The following is a 23,291-nucleotide window of genomic DNA, read 5'->3' as shown; positions in this document are numbered from 1 at the left end:
CGGGTTCCGGTATATACATGTTTGAACAGTCCGGGCACATAGTCGGTGAGGCCTGCCAGCAGCGCGCGGTTGTATACAGCCCGCAACATGCGCAGGTAGGTGGACATGGTGTTCAGCTTGAGCATCCTCTCCAGCAGGTGCCTTTCGAATTTGTGTATCGTGGCGATATCAAACACTTTCCGCATGCGTATTTCGTTTTTTGGATGTTCGCTTTCCCAGTACCGTTGGAAAGCCCGTAGCATGCTGCGGTATACATGGGCGGTTCCGAACCGCCCCTCGTCTTCCAGTTCCTGTATGACTGAAAGCGTAAAGGTTGTTAAATCTTTCATAATCTGTTGGCTTTATAATATTTACAGTCTTTGCGTGCGCTATTACCGCACGCAATAAATATACTGCATTTTTCTGAAATTTGTTTACTTGCAGATAGCGGCCTGTTCCCGAAGAGTATTCGACACGTATTATACATCGCTTTTTTGTATACCTTTGTGTCCGTTTTTTAATATAACTTATAAAAATGAAACCCTTAATTTAAATCTTATGATAACAAAATCAAACTGGTGGAACAAGCTCCTTAAAATCGTAATCGTAGTGGCATCTGCCGTTCTCTGTGCTTTAGGCGTACAAACAATGTCTGCTTAATTATGTTTCATATTTTATACCTTATACTTAAGTTACGTGAGATTTACCAACCTCATCATTATCCACTGTTCCGCTACCCGCTGTGACCGTAGCTATACCGAACATGATTTGATAACAGACCACCTGAGCCAGGGCTTCTTCGGTGCAGGTTATCACTATTATATCTGCAAGAACGGTGATATAAAGATGCTCCGTCCTTTGGAACATTCCGAGGAGCGTGCTCGCGGCTATAACGCTCACAGCATAGGTATTTGCTGCGAGAGTGGGCTGGATGAACGGGGATACCCTGCCGATACTCGTACCGATTTTCAGAAACACTCTTTGCGTATGCTTGTTATGCTGTTACTGCGTGATTATCCCGGCAGCCGTCTCTGCGGGTATCGCGACCTTAGTCCCGACTTCAATCGTAACGGCGAGATAGAACCCGAAGAATGGATAAAAGTGTGTCCTTGTTTTGATGCTGTATCCATTCTGCAAGATCCGCTGCCCCCTAATCCGGTTTCATTGTAATGCGATTGTTATATGTGAAAGGTTATGTTATGCTTTTTTTACTAAATAATGTTATTGGGATAAACAATATTCATGTGTTCTTGTTATATTTGTAATCATTTCAATTTACTTAATAAATACAATTATGATAACAGAAAAATTACAGAATGCAATTAACGAGCAGATTACGGCTGAGATGTGGTCATCCAACCTTTATTTGGCAATGTCTTTCTATATGGAGAAAGAGGGGTATTGTGGTATGGCTTCCTGGTTGAAGAAGCAGTCGTTTGAAGAACATGCACATGCTTGTGAGCTGGCATCGTATATTATCAAGCGTGGTGGCAAAGCCAAACTGGATAAGGTTGACGTTGTTCCCAACGACTTCGGTACTCCGTTGGAAGTATTCGAACAGGTTTACGAACACGAATGCCGCGTATCAAAGATGATCGACGCTCTTGTAGACGTGGCTGCCGCTGAAAAAGATAAGGCTTCCCAAGACTTCTTGTGGGGATTCGTTCGCGAGCAGGTAGAGGAAGAAGCTACTGCTGCCGGTATCGTAGATATGGTGAAGAAAGCCGGTGCAGCCGGAATCTTCTTTATTGATGCGAAGCTGGGCGAAAGAAAATAAGTAAGAAATATAACCGGTAAGGTAACGGGTGGTAAGGCGTGGGCTTTATCACCCGTTTTTTATCTGTCAGCTATCGTTTTAGAAACCGGAAATTGTATTGTTTCGTGTTTCTTCTGGTAGGTAATAAAATAATTATCTATATTTGTAATGAGAAGAAAAAGAAAATCAAGAAGTGATAGCAGAGCATTGGAATAAATTCTTTAACAAAGCCAGATGAGCAGTTATGAAAGACGTAATAGAAAAAGTATGGTTGACCGATACAGCTGTATGGATACGTATAATTGACGGTAGGGAAGCTTGTGAAGAATTTGCAAATTATTAAAGATTAAAATTTGCTACTTCTGAACAGCGTGCGAACTTTGAAGTGAGTGAATATGGTATTCATTGGAGAGAATTGGATGAGGATTTAAGCTTTGAGGGCTTTTTTCGGGAAAAGAAATCAAATCTTTTATATGACTTATTCATAGCTCATCCTGAACTGAATGCCTCTGCAGTAGCTCGTCGGTTAGGCTTGTCACAAAGTCTGTTTGCGCAATATGTGAGTGGAACAAAGAAGCCGTCTAAACAACGTTTTGATGAAATAATAGAAACAATACGTGAAATAGGGCGCGAGCTAATGACCGTGCCTGCATGAAAAATAGGGTAATGTTGCAAGAATAGGAATGTGTTGCAACACGGAAACATTTATTATTTTCAGGCACGGATTACGCGGATTTCACGGATTTACTTTATCCTTTCTTCCGTGTAATTCCGCGTAATCCGTGCCTAAAAAAACATCAAGTTATTTCAGCACTCCCAATTCCTTTCCTACCTTAATAAACGCTTCAATACATTTATCCAGATGTTCCTTATTGTGTCCGGCAGAGATTTGTACACGGATACGTGCCTGCCCTTTCGGTACAACGGGGTAGTAGAAACCGGTTACATAAATACCTTCTTCCTGCATGCGGGCTGCATAAACCTGCGATAGTTTGGCGTCGTACAGCATTACTGCGCAAATGGCACTCTGGGTAGGCTTGATGTCGAAACCGGCAGCAGTCATCTTGTCGCGGAAGTAATTTACGTTTTCTACCAACTTGTCGTGCAGGGCGTCGCTTTCTTTCAGCATCTTGAATACTTCAAGGCTTGCACCGATGATGCCCGGAGCCAGGGAGTTGGAGAAGAGATAAGGACGGCTGCGTTGGCGCAACAGGTCGATAATCTCTTTGCGACCCGTGGTGAAACCGCCCAAAGCGCCGCCGAAGGCTTTGCCCAATGTACCGGTGTAGATGTCCACACGTCCGTAGGTGTTGTACAGTTCGCTCACGCCATGTCCCGTAGCGCCCACTACTCCGGCAGAGTGGGATTCGTCCACCATTACCAGTGCATCATACTTTTCGGCAAGGTCACATATCTTGTCCATGGGAGCTACATTGCCGTCCATGGAGAACACACCGTCCGTTACGATGATGCGGAAACGTTGTGCCTGGGCCTCTTGCAGGCATTTTTCAAGTTCTGCCATGTCGGCATTGGCATAACGGTAACGTTTGGCTTTGCAGAGGCGCACGCCGTCAATGATGGAAGCATGGTTCAAGGAATCGGAGATAATGGCGTCCTCTTCGGTGAAGAGAGGTTCGAACACACCGCCGTTGGCATCGAAGCAGGCGGCGTAAAGAATGGTGTCTTCCGTCTTGAAGTAATCGGAAATGGCAGCTTCCAATTCCTTGTGGATGTCCTGTGTGCCACAGATGAAACGGACGGACGACATGCCGTAGCCGCGACGTTCCATCATGTTCTGAGCAGCGGCTATCAGGCGGGGATGATTGGATAATCCCAGATAGTTGTTGGCGCAGAAGTTCAGTACTTCCTTGCCTTTCACGGTGATAGCAGCTTGTTGTGCACTCTCAATCAGGCGTTCCTCTTTATAGAGTCCGGCTTCTTTTATTTCAGCAAGCGTTTTGCTGAGATGGTCTTTCATTTTACCGTACATAGCTTTTTATTTTAATAGGTAATACTTCGTTATTTGAAGCTCTACAAAGGACATCATTTTTCTTGGAATAAACAATATCTTTTTGATAGAAAAATGAAAAAAAAGTGTGTATATTTGCGACTCAGTAACGAAAGAATACCTTATAAATAAGTTGTATGAAAAATATTTTGGTAATTGGAGCCACAGGACAGATTGGCTCGGAGCTAACATTGGAGTTGCGCAAGCGCTATGGTAATGACCATGTTGTAGCCGGATATATTCCGAGCGCCATGCCGCAGGGTGAATTGAAATCCTCGGGTCCTTCGGCCATAGCCGATGTGACAGACCGCCAGTCTATTGAAGTGGTGGTGAGGCAATTCAAGGTTGATACAATTTATAACCTGGCAGCCCTGTTGTCGGTAGTTGCCGAGAGCCGTCCCGCCATGGCGTGGAAGATTGGCATCGACGGGCTGTGGAATGTGCTGGAAGTGGCGCGCGAATACGGTTGCGCCGTGTTTACGCCGAGTTCCATCGGTTCGTTCGGAGAGAATACTCCTCACGTAAAGACACCGCAGGATACCATTCAGCGTCCGCGTACCATGTACGGCGTAACAAAAGTGACTACGGAATTGTTAAGTGATTATTACCATACGAAATACGGGGTGGATACCCGTGCGGTACGTTTCCCCGGAATCATTTCCAATGTGACACCTCCGGGCGGCGGTACGACGGACTATGCGGTAGACATCTTTTATTCTGCCGTAAAAGGTGAGAAGTTCGTATGTCCCGTAAAGGCGGGTACATTTATGGATATGATGTATATGCCCGATGCCATTAATGCGGCTATCTCGCTGATGGAAGCCGATCCGGAACGGCTGAAGCACCGGAATGCGTTCAACATCGCTTCCATGAGTTTCGACCCGGAAATGATTTATGCGGCTATCAGGAAACATGTGCCCGACTTCGAAATGACCTATCAGATAGATCCTTTGAAGCAGTCCATTGCCGACAGTTGGCCCGATTCGCTGGATGACTCCTGCGCCCGTGAAGAATGGGACTGGATGCCGCAGTTTGACCTGGAGTCTATGACTGTGGACATGCTTGAAAAACTAAGAGCAAAATTAAATAAATGACCGTAGAGGTCGGTAAAGGATGAAACGATTACTAACGGGATTTTTTATACTCGTCTTTCTGTTCTCGTGTGGGAACAGAAAGACGAAAATGGATCCCTTTGCTACCATTACCGAAATGGTGGATTCGGCCGGGCATGAAGCCGATACGCTGCAACAGACAGAAGTGAAGGAGGAGCCTGAGCCGTTGGAAGCGGACGAACTGTTTGACGATTTTATCTTCAACTATGCTTCGGACGAGGCTTTGCAACGGGCAAGGACGGAGTTTCCTTTGCCTTATTACAACCGGGACACTCCTTCGAAGATAGAGGAACGCTTCTGGAAGCACGACTACCTGTTTACCAAACAGAATTATTATACATTGCTTTTCGACCGTGAGAGCGACATGGACATGGTGGGCGACACTGCATTGAAATCCGTACAGGTGGAGTGGATTTATCTGAAAACACGTATGGTAAAGAAATATTATTTTGAACGTAAGCGAGGCATGTGGATGCTCGAAGCCATAAATTTGCGTCATATCGAAGAAGGTGAAGGCGAGAATTTTGTGGATTTCTATACCCGTTTTGTGACGGACAGCTTGTATCAGAGCGAGCATATTGCCAATCCGTTGCAGTTTGTCACCATCGACCCCGACGATGAGTTTGCCATACTGGAAACCACTCTCGACGTGAACCAGTGGTATGCTTTCCGTCCGTCGCTGCCCGCAGACAAGTTGTCCAACATCAACTACGGACAGAAGAACGAGGATAATTCGAATACGAAAATCCTGAAAGTAAACGGTATCGGCAACGGATATTCCAACGTTTTCTATTTCCGCAGGCGGGGCGGTGAGTGGAAGATGTATAAATACGAAGATACGAGCATTTGAGACTTATGAGAATACCCAATACATTCGGATTTGATGTAAAAGCTGCCGTATATGCAGAATATCACTCGGTAGAGGAATTGGAGAAATGGATAGCCGAAGGGCGCATCACTTCTCCTTTTTTACATATAGGATGCGGTAGTAATCTGTTATTTGTGAAAGATTATGAAGGCATGGTGCTGCACTCGCGCATCGGGGGCATAGAAGTGACCGCGGAAGATGACGGGCAGGTGCATGTACGTGTACGTGTGGGTGCGGGTGTAGTATGGGATGATTTTGTAGCTTACTGTGTGGAGCAGGGCTGGTATGGCGCGGAGAACCTGTCACTGATACCCGGTGAGGTAGGAGCGGCTGCCGTACAGAATATTGGTGCTTACGGTGTAGAGGTGAAAGACCTCATCGAGTCTGTGGAGACTATAAACATCCGCGGCGAGAAGCGTACCTACCGGAAAGACGAATGTGAATATGCCTATCGGAAAAGCCTTTTCAAAAAGCCTGAAATGAAATCGGTCTTTGTGACTTACGTGAATTTCGTACTGAGCAAGAAGGAGCATTATACATTGGATTATGGTACAATCCGTCAGGAGCTTGCCGGGTATCCGTCAGTGACCTTAGCCACTTTGCGCCGTGTGATTATAGATATTCGCGAAAGCAAATTGCCCGACCCGAAAGTGCTGGGTAATGCCGGGAGTTTCTTTATGAATCCCATCGTGCCTCGTGCGCAATTTGAAGCGTTGCTGGACTTGTATCCCACCATGCCTCATTACGAGGTGGATGCCGGACGGGTGAAGATACCCGCCGGATGGATGATAGACCAATGCGGCTGGAAAGGCAAGGCCTTAGGTCCTGCCGCCGTGCACGACAAGCAGGCTCTGGTGCTTGTGAATCTGGGTGGTGCAACCGGAAAAGATGTGGTTGCCCTGTCAGATGCTGTCAGAGCCTCGGTAAAGGAGAAATTCGGAGTGGAAATTTGTCCGGAAGTGAACTTTATAGAATGATTAACCGATAATCATCAATCACTGTTTTATGAAACTGACTATATTAGGAAGCGGAACATCTACCGGAGTGCCGGAAATTGGCTGCACATGCCCGGTCTGCACATCTGCCGACCCGCGGGACAGCCGTTTGCGTGCATCTGCCCTGCTGCATACGGACGATGCGGTGATATTGATAGACTGCGGTCCTGATTTCAGGACACAGATGCTGCGTGCTTCCGTGTACGAGCGGATAGACGGCGTGCTGATAACCCACGAGCATTACGACCATGTGGGCGGATTGGACGATTTGCGCCCTTTCTGCCGTTTCTCGGAAATACCTGTCTATTCGGATGCCTACACAGCTGCTCATCTGCGGGCACGGATGCCTTATTGCTTTGTGGATAAGAAATATCCGGGTGTGCCGCGCATTTATTTGCAGGAAGTGGAAGCGGGCAGGCCTTTCTACGTGCGGGAAACGGAAATACTGCCGGTTACCGTGATGCACGGGCGGCTGCCTATCCTGGGATACCGTATCGGCAGGCGGCTGGGGTATGTAACGGACATGCTTACGATGCCGGATGCTTCGTATGAACAATTACAGGGACTGGATGTTCTGGTAATAAACGCCTTGCGGCCGCAGCCGCACTCTACGCACCAAAGCATACCGGAAGCGCTGGCGGCAGCGGAACGTATCGGAGCAAGGGAAACTTATTTCATCCACATGAGTCATCATGCAGGGCTGCATGCCGAAATCGACCGCCAACTGCCGCCCCATGTGCACTTTGCGTATGACGGTATGGAAATAGATTTCTAAACTTTTTGAAACATTTGTTTTGTTTTATTAGTATAAATGTTTATTTTTGCCAACAGTTGACGAATGTATGCCATGAAGATTCGAATCCTTATACGAATAGCCGTTATTGTGTCCATAGTATTGCTGTGTACAGGTTTTGGCGTATACTCGTTTCTGCGAATGAATGCAGTGGAAAACCGGCAGGATTTTAATCTCTTTACGTTAGTGCCGCAAGATGCCACGGCTGTACTTGAGACAGACCGTATGGCGGATTTGATGGAAGATATCGACGGCTTGCATTGCAGCAAGGATGAGCATTTCCTGTATGTATCGGAACTTTTTGTATGCCTGAAGAAGTATTTCAATACATTGGTAGGTGATACGCCGCATGGACTGAGCAGGCAGATGAATAAAATGCTTATCAGTTTCCACGAACCGGATACTCCTTTGAATCAGGTGTTGTATTGCAGCCTGGGGGCGGGGGATTACGAGCTGGTGGAGTCTTTCGTGCGTAAATACTGTTCCAGTACTTTTCCTTCCAAGTATTTTGATTACAACGGTGAGGAAATACGCATCTATCCCACGGCGGACGGGCGTTTCCTTGCGGCTTATTTCACCCCTGACTTTCTGGCTGTCAGCTTTCAGAAGCGTCTGATAGAGCAGGTTATCGATGCCTGCCGTTCCAGACAATCATTGATGGACATGGCATCTTTCCGTGCCATGTATGCCGGTAAGCGCAACAATGTGGCGGCAACGGTGTATGTACGCATGAAAGAAGTGGGCATGGGCAAGAATACAGACGGCATTCGTCCGCAGACGCATCTGGGAAGTTGGGCGGAGTTTGATATGAAGTTCAATGAAGAAGCCGTTTATTGTTCAGGTATCAGTCACGGAGCGGATACAGCCCGGACGTTTATCAACGCGCTTCGCAGACAGGAACCGATAAAAGATTTTTCGGGAGAGCGGCTTCCGGCATCTGTCTTCTTCTACAACCAGTGGGCAATCTCGGATTTGGAAGCCATATTCGGCTTTACTTCGCAACAGGAATATGCTAAGGCTGCCTATTCCGATTATATCAAGAAGCGGGATGGCGAGTGGATGGAATTTATGAAAACGTATGCGGGAGAGAATGTCATGTCTTGCCTGTTTCATTCCAAGGATACTACCGACCGGCATCCCTGCGCTGTAATGAGCGTTGCTGTGAAAGATGAAGCACAGGCGGAACGTGCCCTGCAGAAATTACTGTATGCTACTCCCGAAGAAAAAGGCGCTCCGGCCGTGGAGCGGACCTATCCGAATTACAGGCGATACCCGCGTGCACGGAAGTACCGACAGTATATGTTGCCCCGGAATACCGTATTGACACAACTGACAGGCATTACGGAATCCGCACTTCACACATACGCCTGCTTCTATAAAGGAACTTTGTTACTGGCGCCCGATGCACAGAGTCTCTCCGCTTATGTGGACGCTTTGGAGAACGGAGATGTGCTGGATGGTACTTCGGTGTACGAGGAAGGTGTAGGCAGTCTTTCTCCTTATTATAACTTTGCCATGATGGTGGATATGGAAGAGATGATGCACCAGCCGGAAACTTATGTGCGGTTGGTTCCGAATTTTTTCTTCCGTCATTCCGATTTCTTCCGCCACTTCACTATAGCCATACAGTTTACTTGCGCGGAAGGAGTGGTGTATCCGAATCTCGTCTTGCTGTATAAAGGAGAGAAAATAGGGGAATTTGAAGAAGTAGGGAATTGAAAAATAAGAGAAATAGAAAAGAGGGCTTGTCAAAACTAAAATCCGCTTACTATTTGTTTTTTATTAGGTACGGATTACACGGAAAGCACGGATTTCACAGATTTTCTTTATTCTTTTTCTGTGAAAACCGTGCTTTCCGTGTAATCCGTGCCTAAAAGAAATCGTCAAGTGTATTTTGACACCTTCCTTTTCTTACCGGATAAAACTTACTGATTCCTGTTTTTCAATTTTTAATTCTCAAATTAGAAAGGCAAGTCGTCCTTTGCGTCTCCGGATAAGAATTCCGGCGCTGCGGACGGAGCGGGCGGCGGAACCGGTGCTCCCGGTGCAGGCGCTGCCGTTGCTGCGCTGACACGTTCCACTTTCCATGCGCGGATACTGTTGAACCAGCGGTCTTGCCACTGACGTGCGTCGATGTCGAAAGATACCGTCAGCTCTTCACCCATCTGGATATTGAATTGTTCTATTTTATCTGCTCCGAATACGTCGAAACACATCTTACGGGGATATTGCCCGTGGTCTTCGATTACGTATTCCTGCGCTTTCCACTCGTTACCTGATGCTTTGGAAACTCCGCCTCTGGGCTGGAGTATAGCGATGATTTTTCCTGTAAATTCCATTGTACTCTTTTTAAATGATGCGGCGAAGTTACAATTTTTTAGGGATATGCGACGAATAAACGGCTGTTTTTTCTTTGCCGTAGGGAATTCTTTTTTTAACTTTGTCCGTTAGTTAACAACTGAACTGAAATTAAAACTTAAATACATAGAATATATGAAATTTATCGTTTCGAGTACTGCGCTCTCCAGCCATTTGCAGGCTATCAGCCGCGTGATTAATTCAAAGAATGCGCTGCCTATTTTGGATTGTTTCCTTTTTGAACTACAAGACGGAACCTTGTCGGTAACTGTTTCCGACAGTGAAACAACGATGGTTACCACAGTAGAAGTGAATGACAGTGATGCCGACGGACGTTTTGCAGTGACTGCCAAGACTTTGTTGGACGCTTTAAAGGAAATTCCCGAACAGCCGCTGACGTTTGACATCAATACGAGTTCTCTGGAGATTACGGTTCAGTATCAGAACGGTAAATACAGCCTGATGGGGCAGAATGCGGACGAATTTCCGCAATCGGCCATGCTGGGCGAGAATGCCGTTCGTGTGGAAATGGATGCACAGGTGTTATTGGGCGGTATCAACCGCGCCGTGTTTGCAACCGCCGATGACGAGCTTCGTCCGGTGATGAACGGTATCTATTTCGATATTACTACCGAAGACATCACAATGGTGGCTTCCGACGGACATAAGTTAGTGCGTTGCAAGACGCTGGCCGCCAAAGGCAATGAGCGTGCGGCTTTCATCCTGCCCAAGAAACCTGCCAACCTGATGAAGAACCTGTTGCCGAAGGAGCAGGGCACGGTGACCATTGAATTTGACGAACGCAATGCCGTGGTTACATTGGAAAGCTATCGCATGGTATGCCGCCTGATTGAGGGACGCTACCCGAACTATAACTCCGTAATTCCGCAGAACAATCCGTATAAAGTGACGGTAGACCGCCTGCAACTGATTGGTGCGTTGCGTCGCGTGTCTATCTTCTCCTCACAGGCAAGCAGCCTTATCAAACTGCGTATGCAGGAGAACCAAATTGTGATTTCGGCACAGGACATCGATTTCTCCACTTCGGCAGAGGAAACGCAGACATGCCAGTATGCGGGTAATCCGATGAGCATCGGTTTCAAGTCTACTTTCCTGATTGATATCCTGAATAATATATCGGCGGATGAAGTGGTTATCGAGCTGGCGGATCCTTCGCGTGCCGGTGTTATTGTTCCGGCAGAGCAGGAAGAAAACGAAGACCTGCTGATGCTGCTGATGCCGATGATGCTGAATGATTAATGAAATAGTAATCTGTCATTTTTTTATTTAGGCACGGGTTACGCGGATTTCACGGTTCGGGTTTATAGAGAAACCGCACCGTTCCGTGCAGTCCGTGCCTAAAAGATAAATAAATACGAAACTTCATGAAACTGAATCTTAAAAATCCGATTGTCTTTTTTGACTTGGAGACCACCGGTACAAACATTAACTCGGACCGAATAGTAGAAATCTGTTATCTCAAAGTATATCCCAACGGAAACGAGGAAACCAAAACCATGCGCATCAATCCCGAAATGCACATACCGGAAGAGGCTTCCGCCGTTCATGGCATTTACGACGAAGATGTGGCAGAATGCCCCACGTTCAAGGAAGTGGCACGCAATATAGCCAATGATATTGAAGGCTGCGACCTTGCCGGGTTCAATTCCAACCGCTTTGATATTCCGGTACTGGCAGAAGAGTTCCTGCGTGCAGACGTGGATATAGATATGAGTCGCCGCAAGTTTGTGGATGTGCAGGTTATCTTCCACAAAATGGAGCAGCGCACACTGTCTGCCGCTTATAAGTTCTATTGCGGCAAGAACCTGGAAGACGCCCATACAGCGGAAGCCGATACGCGTGCCACTTACGAGGTGCTGATGTCGCAACTGGACCGTTATCCTGAATTGCAGAATGATGTGGTTTTCCTCTCGGATTATTCCAGCTTCAACAAGAATGTTGACTTTGCAGGACGCATGGTTTACGATGATAAAGGTGTGGAAGTGTTTAATTTCGGTAAATACAAAGGCATGCCGGTGGCAGATGTGCTGAAACGCGATCCGGGCTATTACAGCTGGATACTGAACAGTGATTTTACACTGAACACCAAGGCTATGCTGACTAAAATCCGCCTGCGCGAGATTACCCAGAAGTAAATTTGTAATTAGTAGTTTGATTTCATGGCAAACCCACTGAAAGGAAAGAAAATAGTACTCGGCATTACAGGCAGTATTGCCGCTTATAAAGCCTGTTATATCATTCGCGGACTTATAAAACGGGGTGCGGAAGTGCAGGTTGTCATAACGCCTGCGGGCAAAGAATTTATAACTCCCATTACTTTGTCTGCCCTTACCAGCAAGCCCGTTATCAGCGAGTTCTTCGCGCAGCGTGACGGAACCTGGAACAGTCATGTGGATTTGGGTCTGTGGGCGGATGCCATGCTGATAGCTCCTGCCACGGCTTCCACTATCGGCAAGATGGCGAATGGCGTTGCCGATAATATGCTGATAACCACTTACCTGTCGGCAAAAGCTCCTGTGTTTGTTGCCCCGGCAATGGACCTGGATATGTATGCCCATCCGTCCACCCAAAAGAATCTGGAGACACTGCGTTCGTATGGTAACCATATCATAGAACCGGGTACGGGCGAGCTTGCAAGCCATCTGGTAGGCAAGGGCAGAATGGAAGAGCCGGATGTCATTATCCGCAGGCTGGAAGAGTTCTTTGCCGCTAAGGACGGTGATCTGGCGGGAAAAACAATAATGATTACTACCGGACCGACATACGAAAAGATTGATCCGGTGCGTTTTATCGGCAATTATTCGTCGGGAAAGATGGGCTTTGCGCTTGCCGATGAGTGTGCGGCAAGAGGAGCAAGGGTTATTCTGGTTTCGGGGCCCGTCCAGCTCCGGACACACTACCCTGTGTACCGGTATTTCGGTGTGGAGTCTGCCGGAGAGATGTTTGAGGCGGCCACCTCTTTGTTTGACGATGCGGATGCCGTTATCATGGCTGCCGCCGTTGCCGACTATACGCCGGAGCAGGTTGCCGACAGGAAGATAAAGCGTGAAAAGACAGGTGATATGTCATTGCACCTGAAGCCTACACGGGACATCGCCGCCCATTTGGGAGAGATGAAGAAGCAGCATCCCGGCAAGGTGCTGGTGGGCTTTGCCCTCGAAACCAATGACGAACAGCATAATGCGGAAGATAAACTGAACCGTAAGAACCTGGATTTTATCGTGCTTAATTCGTTGAATGACAAAGGTGCGGGCTTCCGTTACGATACCAATAAAATCAGCATTATCGACCGGAACGGTAAAAAGGACTACCCGTTGAAGTCCAAAGCGGAAGTGGCTGCGGACATCGTCGACCATTTGGTGGAAGTGATGAAGCGTGAATGATATTTTTTGATTGTCAACTTTCAATTATCTGTTTAATAAAATGTTGCGTTCTCTATACATACAGAATTATGCGCTTATCGAGAAGCTTGATATAGACTTCGGTAGCGGCTTCTCGGTGATTACCGGTGAGACCGGTGCGGGAAAGTCCATCATATTGGGAGCTATCGGTCTGTTGCTGGGGCAGCGTGCCGATGTGAAATCCATCAGGCGGGGCGCTGCAAAATGTGTGATTGAAGCCCGTTTTGAGATTGCCGGTTATGGTATGCAGCCTTTCTTTGAGGAAAACGAACTGGAATACGAAGATGAGTGTATCCTTCGCCGCGAAGTCTACGCTTCGGGCAAGAGCCGTGCGTTTATCAACGATACGCCTGCCTCGCTGGTACAGATGAAGGAGCTTGGCGAACAGCTGATTGACGTGCACTCGCAACATCAGAACCTGCTCCTGAACAAGGAAGGTTTCCAGTTGAGCGTGCTGGATTTGCTGGCGCATGACGAAGATGAGTTAAGTAAATACCGCTCTCTCCACCGGGAATGGAAGCAGGTGCAGCAGGATTTGGAACATCTTGTCGCACTGGCCGAAAAGAACAAGGCGGACGAAGATTACATCCGTTTTCAGTTGGAGCAGTTGGAGGATGCGCATCTGGCTACCGGAGAACAGGAGGAACTGGAGCAGGAAGCCGATACGCTGAGCCATGCCGAAGAGATAAAAGCCGGACTGTTCCGTGCCGGTCAGGCGATGAACTCCGATGAGGGCGGCCTGCTTTCCGTATTGAAAGAGTGCCTGAATACAATGGCGGGCTTGCAGAAAGTATATCCTGCCGCCGGTGAACTTGCCGAACGGCTGGAAAGCAGCTACATCGAACTGAAAGATATTTCTCAGGAGATTTCGGGAAAAGAAGAGGAGATAGAATTTAACCCTGGCCGGCTGGAAGAGGTGAACGGACGTTTGAACCTGATTTATACTCTCCAGCAGAAGCATCGCGTCTCTACGGTGGACGAGCTTCTGGCTCTGGCGGATGATTATGCCGCCAAACTGTCCAACATCACTTCATCGGATGAACAGATTGAAACGTTGAAAGCCCGTAGCGAAGCCTTATATAATAAGGTGAAGCGGCAGGCAGCGGTACTTACGGGGTTGCGTACCGCCGCAGCCCGCGAGGTTGAAAAGCAGATGGCAGCCCGCCTGATACCGCTGGGCATGCCCAATGTCCGTTTTCAGGTGGAAATAGGTATACGCAAGGAGCCGGGGGCACATGGGGCGGATACGGTGAACTTCCTTTTCTCTGCCAACAAGAACGGGGCTTTGCAGAATATTTCTTCGGTAGCTTCGGGGGGCGAGATAGCCCGTGTCATGCTGTCTGTCAAGGCAATGATAGCCGGAGCGGTGAAGCTGCCCACTATCGTGTTCGATGAAATAGACACGGGAGTTTCCGGTGAGATAGCCGACCGCATGGCGGATATTATGCAGGAAATGGGCGATAGCGACCGCCAGGTTATCAGTATCACGCATCTGCCGCAGATAGCTGCCCGCGGACGTGCCCATTATAAGGTGTATAAACAGGATAATGAAACGGAAACCAACAGCCACATCCGCCGTTTGACGGATGAGGAACGGGTAGGGGAGATTGCTCATATGCTGAGTGGAGCCACCCTGACCGATGCCGCGCTGAACAATGCCAAGGCACTGTTGGGCATCGTCTGACTAATGTAGTACTTTACGGTTGTAAAGTAGAGGTTTACAATCGTAGTGTAGCACTTTAGCCGGCTAAAGTAGAACAAAAAAAACAATAAGATACAATGATAGATAAAAGTGAAATGATTTTCGGCGTTCGTGCCGTGATAGAAGCTGTTCAGGCAGGTAAGGACATTGACAAGATATTGGTGAAGAAAGATATCCAGAGCGACTTGTCCAAAGAATTGTTTGCCGCTCTAAAGGGAACTTTGATTCCCGTACAACGTGTGCCGGTAGAGCGTATCAACCGCATTACTCGTAAGAACCATCAGGGGGTGATAGCATTTGTCTCTGCCGTGACTTATCAGAAAACGGAAGACCTTGTGCCGTTCCTTTTTGAGGAAGGCAAGAATCCGTTGTTTGTGATGCTGGACGGCATAACGGATGTGCGTAATTTCGGAGCGATAGCCCGTACTTGCGAGTGTGCGGCGGTGGATGCCGTTATTATTCCCGCCAAGAACAGTGTAACGGTGAATGCCGATGCGGTAAAGACTTCGGCAGGTGCGTTGCATACCTTGCCCGTATGCCGCGAACAGAATCTGAAAGATACCCTGCAGTTTCTTAAAAGCAGCGGTTTCCATATAGTGGCTGCTACGGAAAAGGGTGATTACGATTACACAAAAGCCGATTACACAGGTCCTATGTGTATCATCATGGGTGCCGAGGACAAGGGGGTCTCTTACGATAACCTTGCACTTTGCGACGAATGGGTAAAGATTCCGATGCTGGGTACGATTGAGTCTCTTAACGTATCCGTTGCGGCGGGTATCCTGATTTATGAAGCTGTGAAACAAAGAACGAACTGAATATGAAAAAGAAGATTTTCCTGCTTTCCGCTCTATGCCTTTTGGAGGTACAGTGGAGCATGGCACAAGCTCCCAAATGGGTGGATAAAGCCAAACGTGCCGTATTTTCGGTGATTACTTATGGCGAGAATGATAAGATTTTGAATACCGGAAACGGTTTCTTCGTGACGGAAGACGGTGTGGCCTTGTCCGATTGTTCTTTGTTCGAAGGAGCGCAACGGGCGGTGGTCGTGAATTCGGAAGGCGTACAGATGCCGGTAGTTTCTATTATGGGTGCGAATGACATGTACGATGTCATTAAATTCCGTGTAGGTATATCCACCAAAAAAGTCCCGGCATTGCATCCGGCAACCGTGGCTCCGGCTGTGGGCGCCAATGTGTACATCCTGCCTTATTCCACACAGAAAGACCGTTCCTATACTGCCGGACAAGTGAAAGCTGCGGATGAATTTTCCGGAAAGTATCACTACTATACGCTCAATCTGCGCCTGAAGGACAAGATGGTGAGCTGTCCCGTGATGACCGAAGAAGGACAGGTCTTTGCGCTTGCACAGAAGTCATCCGGCGCCGATACCGCTACAATATGTTATGCGGTAGATGTCGATTTTGCCATGGAACAGAATGTTTCGGCATTTTCCTTCAGCGATATGACTTTAAAGAATATCGGCATTAAGAAAGCACTGCCCGATACGGAAGAACAGGCGCTGGTGTTTCTCTTCATGGCTTCCTCACAGGTTACTCCGGAGAAGTATGCAGAACTGTTGGACGATTTCATCGCTGAATATCCGAATAGTGCGGACGGCTATGTGCGCCGTGCCACCAACCGGATATACCGCTCCAAGGATGATGCCTCAATGGATAAGGTCGTGGCGGATATGGATAAAGCCCTGAGTGTGGCTCAAAAGAAAGACGACGTATATTACAACCGTGCCAAACTGATATACAATTATATGCTGGGTAATCCGGAAAAGCCCTATAAGGACTGGTCTTACGATAAGGCTGTGGATGAAATAAGAAAAGCGATTGCCGTTCAGGAGCTTCCGGTGTATGTACAGACCGAAGGGGATATTTTGTTTGCAAAGCAGGATTATGCGGCAGCTTTGGCATGCTACGAAAAGGTTAATCAGTCCGATATAGCGTCGGCGGCAACGTTTTTCAGTGCAGCTAAGACGAAGGAACTGATGAAAGCGCCGGCAGAAGAAGTGCTGGCACTTATGGACAGTTGCGTGGTACGTTTCACCGAACCGTACACGGAAGAAGCCGCTCCTTACTTGTTGGAACGTGCCCAAGCCCGCATGAACGCCAATCAGGCGCGTGCCGCCATGCTTGATTACGATGCTTATTATAAAGCGGTAAACGGCAAGGTGAATGATGTGTTCTATTATTATCGTGAGCAGGCTGCCTTGAAGGCCAAACAGTTCCAGCGTGCACTGAATGATATGGAGAAGGCTATTGAGCTGAGTCCGAAAGACCTGACCTACCGTGCAGAGCTTGCCGTGGTCAATATCCGTGTAGGGCGTAATGAAGAAGCCTTGAAAGTGTTGCAGGATGCTTTGGCTATTGATTCTAAATATGCCGAAGCCTATCGGCTTATGGGAATTGCACAGTTGCAGATGAAAAAGAAGCAGGAAGCGTGCCAAAGTTTTGCCAAGGCAAAGGAATTGGGCGACCCAAACGTGGACGGACTGATTGAAAAGCATTGTAAATAAGCGGTATACTTAACAAAATAAAGGCTCCGCTTTCACAAGCAGAGCCTTTGTTTGGGAAACTTCCCCATGCTAAAATATAAGTTAAGTCTAGGTATTAACAGGTTATGAATGAAATTTTCTTTCGTATATATAAATGCACGATTCTGGGAAATACTGCACGAGTCTCCTGATTTTTTTTGAATATAGTAGGAAAAGATACTATATATTTGATAATGAACAGATAAAAGAGTAAAATTATGAAAAAAGTGATTTGTAGTCAAAAAGCTCCGGGGGCAATCGGCCCTTACAGTCAGGCTATTGAAGCAAACGGAATGGTGTTCGTATCGGGTCAGTTACCTATCGATGCTGCTACCGGAGTAATGGCGGAAGGCGCGGAAGCCCAAGCCCGCCAGTCGTTGGAGAATGTAAAGCACATTCTGGAAGAGGCAGGATTGAGCATGGCGAATATCGTGAAGACTACCGTTTTCCTGGCGGATATGTCTTTGTTTGCCGACATGAATAAGGTATATGCCACTTATTTTGAGGGAGACTTTCCCGCGCGTTCGGCTGTTGCCGTAAAGGCGCTTCCGAAAGACGCCTTAGTGGAGATTGAGTGCATCGCGGTTCGCTAATAAATCTGCCACGATAAAGCTGCTGCCACCTACGAAGATAAAATCTTCGGGGTGGCTTTTTTCTTGTGCGGCGGTTACGGCGGCGGGGACATCCGGATAACAGTTTCCCTGCAAGCCTGCTTTGGCAGCGAGCCTGCACAGCTCCTCTTCCGGAAGGGCACGTTTTACGCTGGCTTTGGTGAAGTAGTATACAGCATCTTTGGGAAGCAGGGCAAGCACACCGCTGATGTCTTTGTCATTGACCATTCCTATGATGATATGGAGCTGGCGGTAGGTTTGCTGTTTCAGTTGTTCTACGATGTAGGTAATGCCGCCCACATTATGTCCGGTATCACATATCAGGGTGGGAGCCTCTTGCAGCCTTTGCCAGCGTCCCATTAGCCCCGTCAGTTCGCAGACACGGGCGAAGCCGCTGCGCACACTCCTTTCGTCAATGTGGTATCCGGCCTCTTTCAGCAATGGCAAGGCTGTGAGGATGGTGCGTGTGTTTTTTAGTTGATAAAGTCCCTGCAACTCTGTTTTCAGTCCGGGATAATCGTTGTTCATCCTTTCTTCTGCAAATACGACAGGGGCTTTCTCTGCCGCGGCCTTTTGCAGGAAAACCGGTTTGGTTTCGGGGGTGGTTTCGCCAATGACTACGGGAATGCCGGGTTTGATGATACCTGCCTTTTCTCCCGCTATCTTTGCCAATGTGTCGCCCAAGAACTGGGTATGGTCGAAACTTATGTTGGTTATGATGCACAAATCCGGATGAATGATGTTCGTACAGTCCAACCGGCCTCCCAGTCCGACCTCTATAACGGCCACATCCACTTTCTCATCGGCAAAATAGCGGAATGCCATCGCAGTGGTCAATTCAAAGAAAGAAGGGTGCAGAGGCTCGAAAAAGTCACGTTCTTTTTCTACAAAGTGCACTACATACTCTTCGGGTATGGGAGAGCCGTTTATACGGATACGTTCACGGAAATCCACCAGGTGGGGAGAGGTGTAAAGCCCCACGCGGTATCCCGCCTCCTGCAATATGGCAGCCAATGTATGGGAACAGGAGCCTTTGCCGTTGGTTCCTGCCACGTGGATTGTGCGGAACGAACGGTGGGGGTGTCCGAAATGTTCGTCTAATATGCGCGTGTTTTCCAAACCTTCTTTGTATGCCGAGCCGCCCACTTGCTGAAACATGGGTATGCTGTTATATAAGTAAGTTAAAGTGTTCTGATAGTCCATCTTTTATAAAAATTAACGGGAAAGCAATCCTTTCTCCTTATTAAAGTGTTATCTTTAGGAACGGCAAAGATAAGGCAATTTTATTTAAGTGTGTATGCTTGCTTTATTTTATATTGTCGGTATGAGGTATAAACTATTTAAATCTAAAGAGTATGGGAGCTAAGAAAAACTTTGTGATTGATACCAATGTTATCCTTCACGATTATAACTGTTTGAAGAATTTTCAAGAGAACGATATTTATCTTCCCATTGTAGTGCTTGAAGAACTCGATAAATTCAAGAAGGGCAACGAGCAGATAAATTTCAATGCCCGTGAGTTTGTCCGTGAGCTCGACTTGATTACCGATGATAACCTTTTTACCAAAGGTGCTCCGTTGGGCGAAGGTCTGGGACGCCTGTTCGTGGTGGCGGGTTCGGTAGATTCGCCCCGCGTGCACGACTCTTTCCCGGAACGTATTCCCGACCATCAGATACTCTCTGTCGTTGACTGGCTGACCGTGAAGAAGCCGAATATGAAATCCATTCTTGTCACCAAGGATGTCAACCTTCGTATGAAAGCGCGCTCTATCGGTCTGCTGTGCGAGGACTATATCAACGACAAGGTAATTAACGTGGATATATTTGAAAAGTCGAACGAAGTGTTCGAAGGGGTTGACCCGACTCTGATAGACCGCATCTATTCCTCTAAGGAAGGGTTGGACATCAGCGAATTCGACTTCAAGGATGTTATTCACCCCAACGAATGTTTTATCCTGAAGAGCGACCGCAGCAGCGTGCTTGCCCGCTACAATCCTTTTACCCATTCCGTTTGCCGTGTCAATAAGACAAAGAATTACGGCATCGAACCGCGTAATGCCGAACAGAGTTTTGCTTTCGAGGTATTGAATGACCCGAACATCAAGCTGGTGGCCCTTACCGGCAAGGCAGGAACGGGTAAGACCCTGTTGGCACTGGCAGCCGCTTTGGGCAAGCTGACGGACTATAAGCAAATCCTGCTGGCGCGTCCTATCGTTGCATTGTCCAATAAAGATATAGGTTTCTTGCCGGGTGATGCCAATGAGAAGGTAGCTCCGTATATGCAGCCGCTGTTTGATAACCTGAATGTAATCAAGCATCAGTTCGCATCTAACTCAAGCGAAGTGAAAAGGTTGGAAGATATGCAGAAAAGCGACCAGCTTGTCATTGAAGCCCTAGCCTTTATCCGCGGGCGCAGCCTGAGCGAGACCTACTGTATCATCGACGAAGCGCAGAACCTTACTCCTCACGAAATAAAAACCATTATAACACGTGCCGGTGAAGGGACGAAGATGGTATTCACGGGCGATATCCAACAGATTGACCAGCCGTATCTGGACAGCCAGTCCAACGGGCTTGTCTATATGATAGACCGCATGAGAGACCAGAACCTGTTTGCCCATGTCAATCTGGTGAAGGGAGAGCGTAGCCAGCTGAGCGAACTGGCAAGTAATTTAATGTAATATCTGCTGCTTTGCCTTTCTTGGTGAAGGCGAAGAATGTGACATAAAAAAACGGATGATGCCCCACTGGTAAGCACCATCCGTTTTTATTAGTATACCATATTTTTATTATTTGCGTGCCGAGAAGTATTTCAGGAACTGGGTACGTTCGAAAGTGTTTATACCGTTCAGGTCGCTTACATTCAGCATGCCTTTGAACTGGCTGATGTTCTCCATCCCTTTGCGTTCCATCCATGAGTTCAGGAAGCGGACATACTCTTCGATGATGGCGTAAGAATTCTGATAGAGTGCGCTGCATATCTCTACTGCCGAAGCGCCCGCCAAGATAGCTTTTACTACTCCTTCAGGAGTATGTATGCCGCCGGATGCCGCATAGTCCAGCTTGCTCACAGCCGCAGAGGCGATACCTATCCAACGTAAGGATTTGGATAAATCGGCATCTGTGCTGAAGACACTTCCGGCACTTTGAGCCATTTTTTCAATATCGATATCCGGCTGGTAGAACCGGTTGAACATTACTACTGCCGCCGCACCATTGGCATAGAGCTGGTCGATGAGTGCTATCGGATTGGTGAGGTTGTCTCCCAATTTCATGATAACAGGAATATTGACTGTTTTCCTGATATGGCTCAAGATGTCGATATGACGTTGTTCAAAAGAACCGTAAGCATATTGTATGTCGGTTTGCAAAGCAAGGATATTGACTTCCAAAGCATCTGCTCCGGCCTCTTCTATCTTTCTGGCAAACTCAATCCAGTCCGCATCCTGATAGCAGTTAATGCTGGCAATGACAGGAATGTCACAGACTTTCTTGGTTTCTTTAATCAGATTCAAATATTCGCCCAGTTTATGTTCGCGTATGTATCCTACCAGGTAATCGCTTCCTTCCGGATACATGTTGGGATCTCCAAGCCAATCGGCTTCCATCATGATTTGTTCCTCAAAAAGAGACTTGAGTACAATGGCTCCTGCTCCGGCTTCGTAAAGCTTTTGGTTCTTGGCAGCACTGTCGGTAAGTCCGGAACTGCTGATAATAATCGGGTTTTTAAGTTTTAACCCTGCAAAGGTGGTTTCTAATGTTGCCATAATAACAGTTATTAGGTATTAATATATTCTTTCTCCAAATATTTTACTTCCTACACGTACCAGGGTACTGCCGGCGGCAATGGCCTCATGGTAATCATGGGACATTCCCATTGACAGCTCCCGAAACCACTCTGCATTGGAAAACCAGGTGGCTTTAGCCTCTTGGAAGAAATTGTTTAATGAACGGAATTCAGCTTTGATTTGTTCGGTATTGTCCGTATTCGTAGCCATGCCCATAAGTCCGCATATCCGGACATTGCCGAGCTTTTTCCATTCATCGCCTGCAAGCATCTCCCGGCATTCGTCGAAACTGAAACCGAATTTGGTCTCTTCTTGTGCTATGTGCAGTTGAAGCAGGCAGTTTACGGTTCGTCCGGCCTTGGCTGCCTGCCTGTTGATTTCGGTAAGGAGTTTGTAGGAATCCACTCCATGAATCAGAGTAACATAGGGTACGATATATTTGATTTTATTCGTTTGCAGATGTCCGATGAAATGCCATTCGATATCTTTTGGAAGGCTCTCGTATTTGGCAGTCATTTCCTGCACCTTGCTTTCTCCGAACACACGCTGCCCTGCGCTATAAGCTTCCTCTATGGCCTCGTTGGGGTGAAATTTGGAAACAGCTACCAGCCGCACCCCATCAGGTAGTTCGCTCAGTACTTGTTTTATGTTTTCTGCAATACTCATCGTATATATGATAATCTGTGAAATGAAATTTTCAGGTTCTTATACTTCCGGCTTGTCATCCGGTTCTGCGCTGTACGGATATACATCCATGATGGCGGTTTCCGCTACCGATGCAATTTGGTAGTCGGCCATTGTGCCTTTCATGCCCTCATCCAGCTTCTTTACCGCATCACGCAAGTCGGCTGCCTGCACCAATACCTGGGTAGACGTTTTTTTCTCAGCACCGCTTTTCTCGTCCAATGTAATGAAAACCAGCTTGCATTTGAACCAACGGTCGGCAGCTTCCTCTTCGCATGGAAACAGTTCGCTGTAGTTGGCACGTTTGATGTCCGATACCGTGAATTCTCCTGAAATAAACGGTGTCATCTCTTCGATGATACGTGCTTCCGCTTCCGTAAAACTGAGTGCATCTACCAGATAAGGTTCGGTAACTTTTTTGTTCATTCCGTTTTCCATTGTTTTTTCATAACGGATTTTACACTCAAACCATGTATGCATTGCCATAATCTTCTGATTTTAGTTAGTATTTTAATTAGTAAACGATTGTTTCCTCTTCCTGCCTTTTGCGGCTTGTAGAAGAAACCCTTCCCTTTTTTATCATGAAAGGATGTACAAATTTAGATATAAATCACGATTTATATGCCAGTGGGATATGAAAAAATCAAGACCACCCCTATCTTTATGGCGT

At 47.3% G+C, this 23,291-nt stretch carries 23 protein-coding genes and 1 pseudogene; 17 read left to right on the top strand and 7 right to left on the bottom strand.

All coding sequences use genetic code 11. The features are described from left to right. The coding region (locus tag AB5903_RS18305; RefSeq protein WP_368118093.1) for a phage integrase SAM-like domain-containing protein at window positions 1-329 on the bottom strand (329 nt) is incomplete at its 3' end. A gap of 208 nt (window positions 330-537) precedes the next feature. Here AB5903_RS18305 and AB5903_RS18300 point away from each other — a divergent pair. The 4 genes and pseudogenes from AB5903_RS18300 to AB5903_RS18285 all read left to right on the top strand — a co-directional run. Continuing rightward, window positions 538-639 carry a smalltalk protein gene (locus AB5903_RS18300; protein WP_155817345.1) on the top strand — a complete coding sequence of 34 codons (102 nt, stop codon included), beginning with the start codon at window positions 538-540 and terminating at the stop codon, window positions 637-639. Window positions 640-675: 36 nt separating this feature from the next. Further along, the gene (locus tag AB5903_RS18295) at window positions 676-1,149 is read left to right on the top strand and encodes an N-acetylmuramoyl-L-alanine amidase (RefSeq protein WP_005653479.1); all 474 of its coding nucleotides are present in this window, start codon (window positions 676-678) and stop codon (window positions 1,147-1,149) included. Window positions 1,150-1,273: 124 nt separating this feature from the next. Continuing rightward, the gene (locus tag AB5903_RS18290) at window positions 1,274-1,756 is read left to right on the top strand and encodes a ferritin (protein WP_005653478.1); all 483 of its coding nucleotides are present in this window, start codon (window positions 1,274-1,276) and stop codon (window positions 1,754-1,756) included. 334 nt (window positions 1,757-2,090) lie between these two features. Continuing rightward, window positions 2,091-2,390, top strand: a pseudogene (locus AB5903_RS18285) (DUF2442 domain-containing protein); the annotation flags it as partial. Between the two features lie 147 nt (window positions 2,391-2,537). On the opposite strand, the gene kbl reads toward AB5903_RS18285, so the two are convergent. Further along, window positions 2,538-3,725, bottom strand: a complete 1,188-nt coding sequence (gene kbl / locus AB5903_RS18280; RefSeq protein WP_005653471.1) for a glycine C-acetyltransferase — start codon at window positions 3,723-3,725, stop codon at window positions 2,538-2,540. Window positions 3,726-3,880: 155 nt separating this feature from the next. On the opposite strand from kbl, the gene AB5903_RS18275 reads away from it, so the two are divergent. The 5 genes from AB5903_RS18275 to AB5903_RS18255 all read left to right on the top strand — a co-directional run bounded on the left by AB5903_RS18275 (window position 3,881) and on the right by AB5903_RS18255 (window position 9,230). After that, on the top strand, window positions 3,881-4,837 hold the full coding sequence (locus tag AB5903_RS18275) for an NAD-dependent epimerase/dehydratase family protein (protein WP_005653469.1): 957 nt from the start codon (window positions 3,881-3,883) through the stop codon (window positions 4,835-4,837). A 19-nt stretch (window positions 4,838-4,856) separates the two neighbouring features. After that, a complete protein-coding gene (locus AB5903_RS18270) occupies window positions 4,857-5,705 on the top strand; it encodes a DUF4348 domain-containing protein (protein WP_005653467.1) in 849 nt (282 codons plus the stop codon). A 5-nt stretch (window positions 5,706-5,710) separates the two neighbouring features. Continuing rightward, entirely contained in the window at window positions 5,711-6,700 is a 990-nt protein-coding gene (gene murB / locus AB5903_RS18265; protein WP_272710702.1) for a UDP-N-acetylmuramate dehydrogenase, read from the top strand. A gap of 28 nt (window positions 6,701-6,728) precedes the next feature. Beyond that, entirely contained in the window at window positions 6,729-7,493 is a 765-nt protein-coding gene (locus AB5903_RS18260) for an MBL fold metallo-hydrolase (protein ID WP_005653464.1), read from the top strand. 72 nt (window positions 7,494-7,565) lie between these two features. After that, window positions 7,566-9,230 carry a DUF3352 domain-containing protein gene (locus AB5903_RS18255; RefSeq protein WP_368118092.1) on the top strand — a complete coding sequence of 555 codons (1,665 nt, stop codon included), beginning with the start codon at window positions 7,566-7,568 and terminating at the stop codon, window positions 9,228-9,230. 242 nt (window positions 9,231-9,472) lie between these two features. Here the strand turns inward: AB5903_RS18255 and AB5903_RS18250 are convergent, their stop codons facing one another. Further along, window positions 9,473-9,850 carry a DUF3127 domain-containing protein gene (locus AB5903_RS18250; protein WP_005653460.1) on the bottom strand — a complete coding sequence of 126 codons (378 nt, stop codon included), beginning with the start codon at window positions 9,848-9,850 and terminating at the stop codon, window positions 9,473-9,475. A 154-nt stretch (window positions 9,851-10,004) separates the two neighbouring features. On the opposite strand from AB5903_RS18250, the gene dnaN reads away from it, so the two are divergent. From dnaN to AB5903_RS18215, 7 genes are all read left to right on the top strand, one after another. Beyond that, on the top strand, window positions 10,005-11,129 hold the full coding sequence (dnaN, locus tag AB5903_RS18245) for a DNA polymerase III subunit beta (RefSeq protein ID WP_005653459.1): 1,125 nt from the start codon (window positions 10,005-10,007) through the stop codon (window positions 11,127-11,129). Window positions 11,130-11,254: 125 nt separating this feature from the next. Next, window positions 11,255-12,025 (top strand): 3'-5' exonuclease, encoded by a 771-nt coding sequence (locus AB5903_RS18240; protein ID WP_272709209.1) that lies wholly within the window; start codon window positions 11,255-11,257, stop codon window positions 12,023-12,025. Window positions 12,026-12,049: 24 nt separating this feature from the next. Continuing rightward, entirely contained in the window at window positions 12,050-13,273 is a 1,224-nt protein-coding gene (coaBC, locus tag AB5903_RS18235) for a bifunctional phosphopantothenoylcysteine decarboxylase/phosphopantothenate--cysteine ligase CoaBC (RefSeq protein ID WP_117665424.1), read from the top strand. Window positions 13,274-13,313: 40 nt separating this feature from the next. Further along, complete coding sequence (gene recN / locus AB5903_RS18230; RefSeq protein WP_117899350.1) at window positions 13,314-14,975, top strand: DNA repair protein RecN; 1,662 nt, start codon at window positions 13,314-13,316, stop codon at window positions 14,973-14,975. Between the two features lie 95 nt (window positions 14,976-15,070). Continuing rightward, a complete protein-coding gene (gene rlmB, locus AB5903_RS18225) occupies window positions 15,071-15,811 on the top strand; it encodes a 23S rRNA (guanosine(2251)-2'-O)-methyltransferase RlmB (protein ID WP_005653455.1) in 741 nt (246 codons plus the stop codon). Between the two features lie 2 nt (window positions 15,812-15,813). After that, complete coding sequence (locus tag AB5903_RS18220) at window positions 15,814-17,520, top strand: tetratricopeptide repeat protein (protein WP_117899318.1); 1,707 nt, start codon at window positions 15,814-15,816, stop codon at window positions 17,518-17,520. 236 nt (window positions 17,521-17,756) lie between these two features. Continuing rightward, complete coding sequence (locus AB5903_RS18215; protein WP_117902038.1) at window positions 17,757-18,131, top strand: RidA family protein; 375 nt, start codon at window positions 17,757-17,759, stop codon at window positions 18,129-18,131. On the opposite strand, the gene AB5903_RS18210 is transcribed toward AB5903_RS18215, so the two are convergent. Beyond that, window positions 18,099-19,352, bottom strand: coding sequence for a folylpolyglutamate synthase/dihydrofolate synthase family protein (locus AB5903_RS18210; protein ID WP_368118091.1), 1,254 nt, complete (start codon window positions 19,350-19,352; stop codon window positions 18,099-18,101). The genes AB5903_RS18215 and AB5903_RS18210 overlap by 33 nt on opposite strands. A gap of 152 nt (window positions 19,353-19,504) precedes the next feature. Between AB5903_RS18210 and AB5903_RS18205 the strand changes: the two genes are divergently transcribed. Further along, complete coding sequence (locus tag AB5903_RS18205; protein WP_005653450.1) at window positions 19,505-20,830, top strand: PhoH family protein; 1,326 nt, start codon at window positions 19,505-19,507, stop codon at window positions 20,828-20,830. 108 nt (window positions 20,831-20,938) lie between these two features. Here AB5903_RS18205 and AB5903_RS18200 read toward each other — a convergent pair whose 3' ends face one another. The 3 genes from AB5903_RS18200 to AB5903_RS18190 are packed head-to-tail and all read right to left on the bottom strand — an operon-like array spanning window position 20,939 to window position 23,107. Then, window positions 20,939-21,916: a dihydroorotate dehydrogenase-like protein gene (locus AB5903_RS18200; RefSeq protein ID WP_368118090.1), complete on the bottom strand. Its 978-nt coding sequence runs from the start codon at window positions 21,914-21,916 to the stop codon at window positions 20,939-20,941. An 18-nt stretch (window positions 21,917-21,934) separates the two neighbouring features. Next, window positions 21,935-22,603, bottom strand: a complete 669-nt coding sequence (locus tag AB5903_RS18195; protein WP_117955052.1) for a YggS family pyridoxal phosphate-dependent enzyme — start codon at window positions 22,601-22,603, stop codon at window positions 21,935-21,937. A gap of 39 nt (window positions 22,604-22,642) precedes the next feature. After that, window positions 22,643-23,107, bottom strand: a complete 465-nt coding sequence (locus tag AB5903_RS18190) for a DUF4494 domain-containing protein (protein ID WP_005653445.1) — start codon at window positions 23,105-23,107, stop codon at window positions 22,643-22,645. Window positions 23,108-23,291: the final 184 nt, after the last annotated feature.

It is taken from the genome of Bacteroides sp. 2201st1_D9_2201SCRN_220225 (assembly GCF_040928965.1).
Classification (GTDB): domain Bacteria; phylum Bacteroidota; class Bacteroidia; order Bacteroidales; family Bacteroidaceae; genus Bacteroides; species Bacteroides stercoris.
The sequence above is the reverse complement of the archived record's forward strand: the minus strand, read 5'-3'. Positions and strand labels throughout refer to the sequence as shown.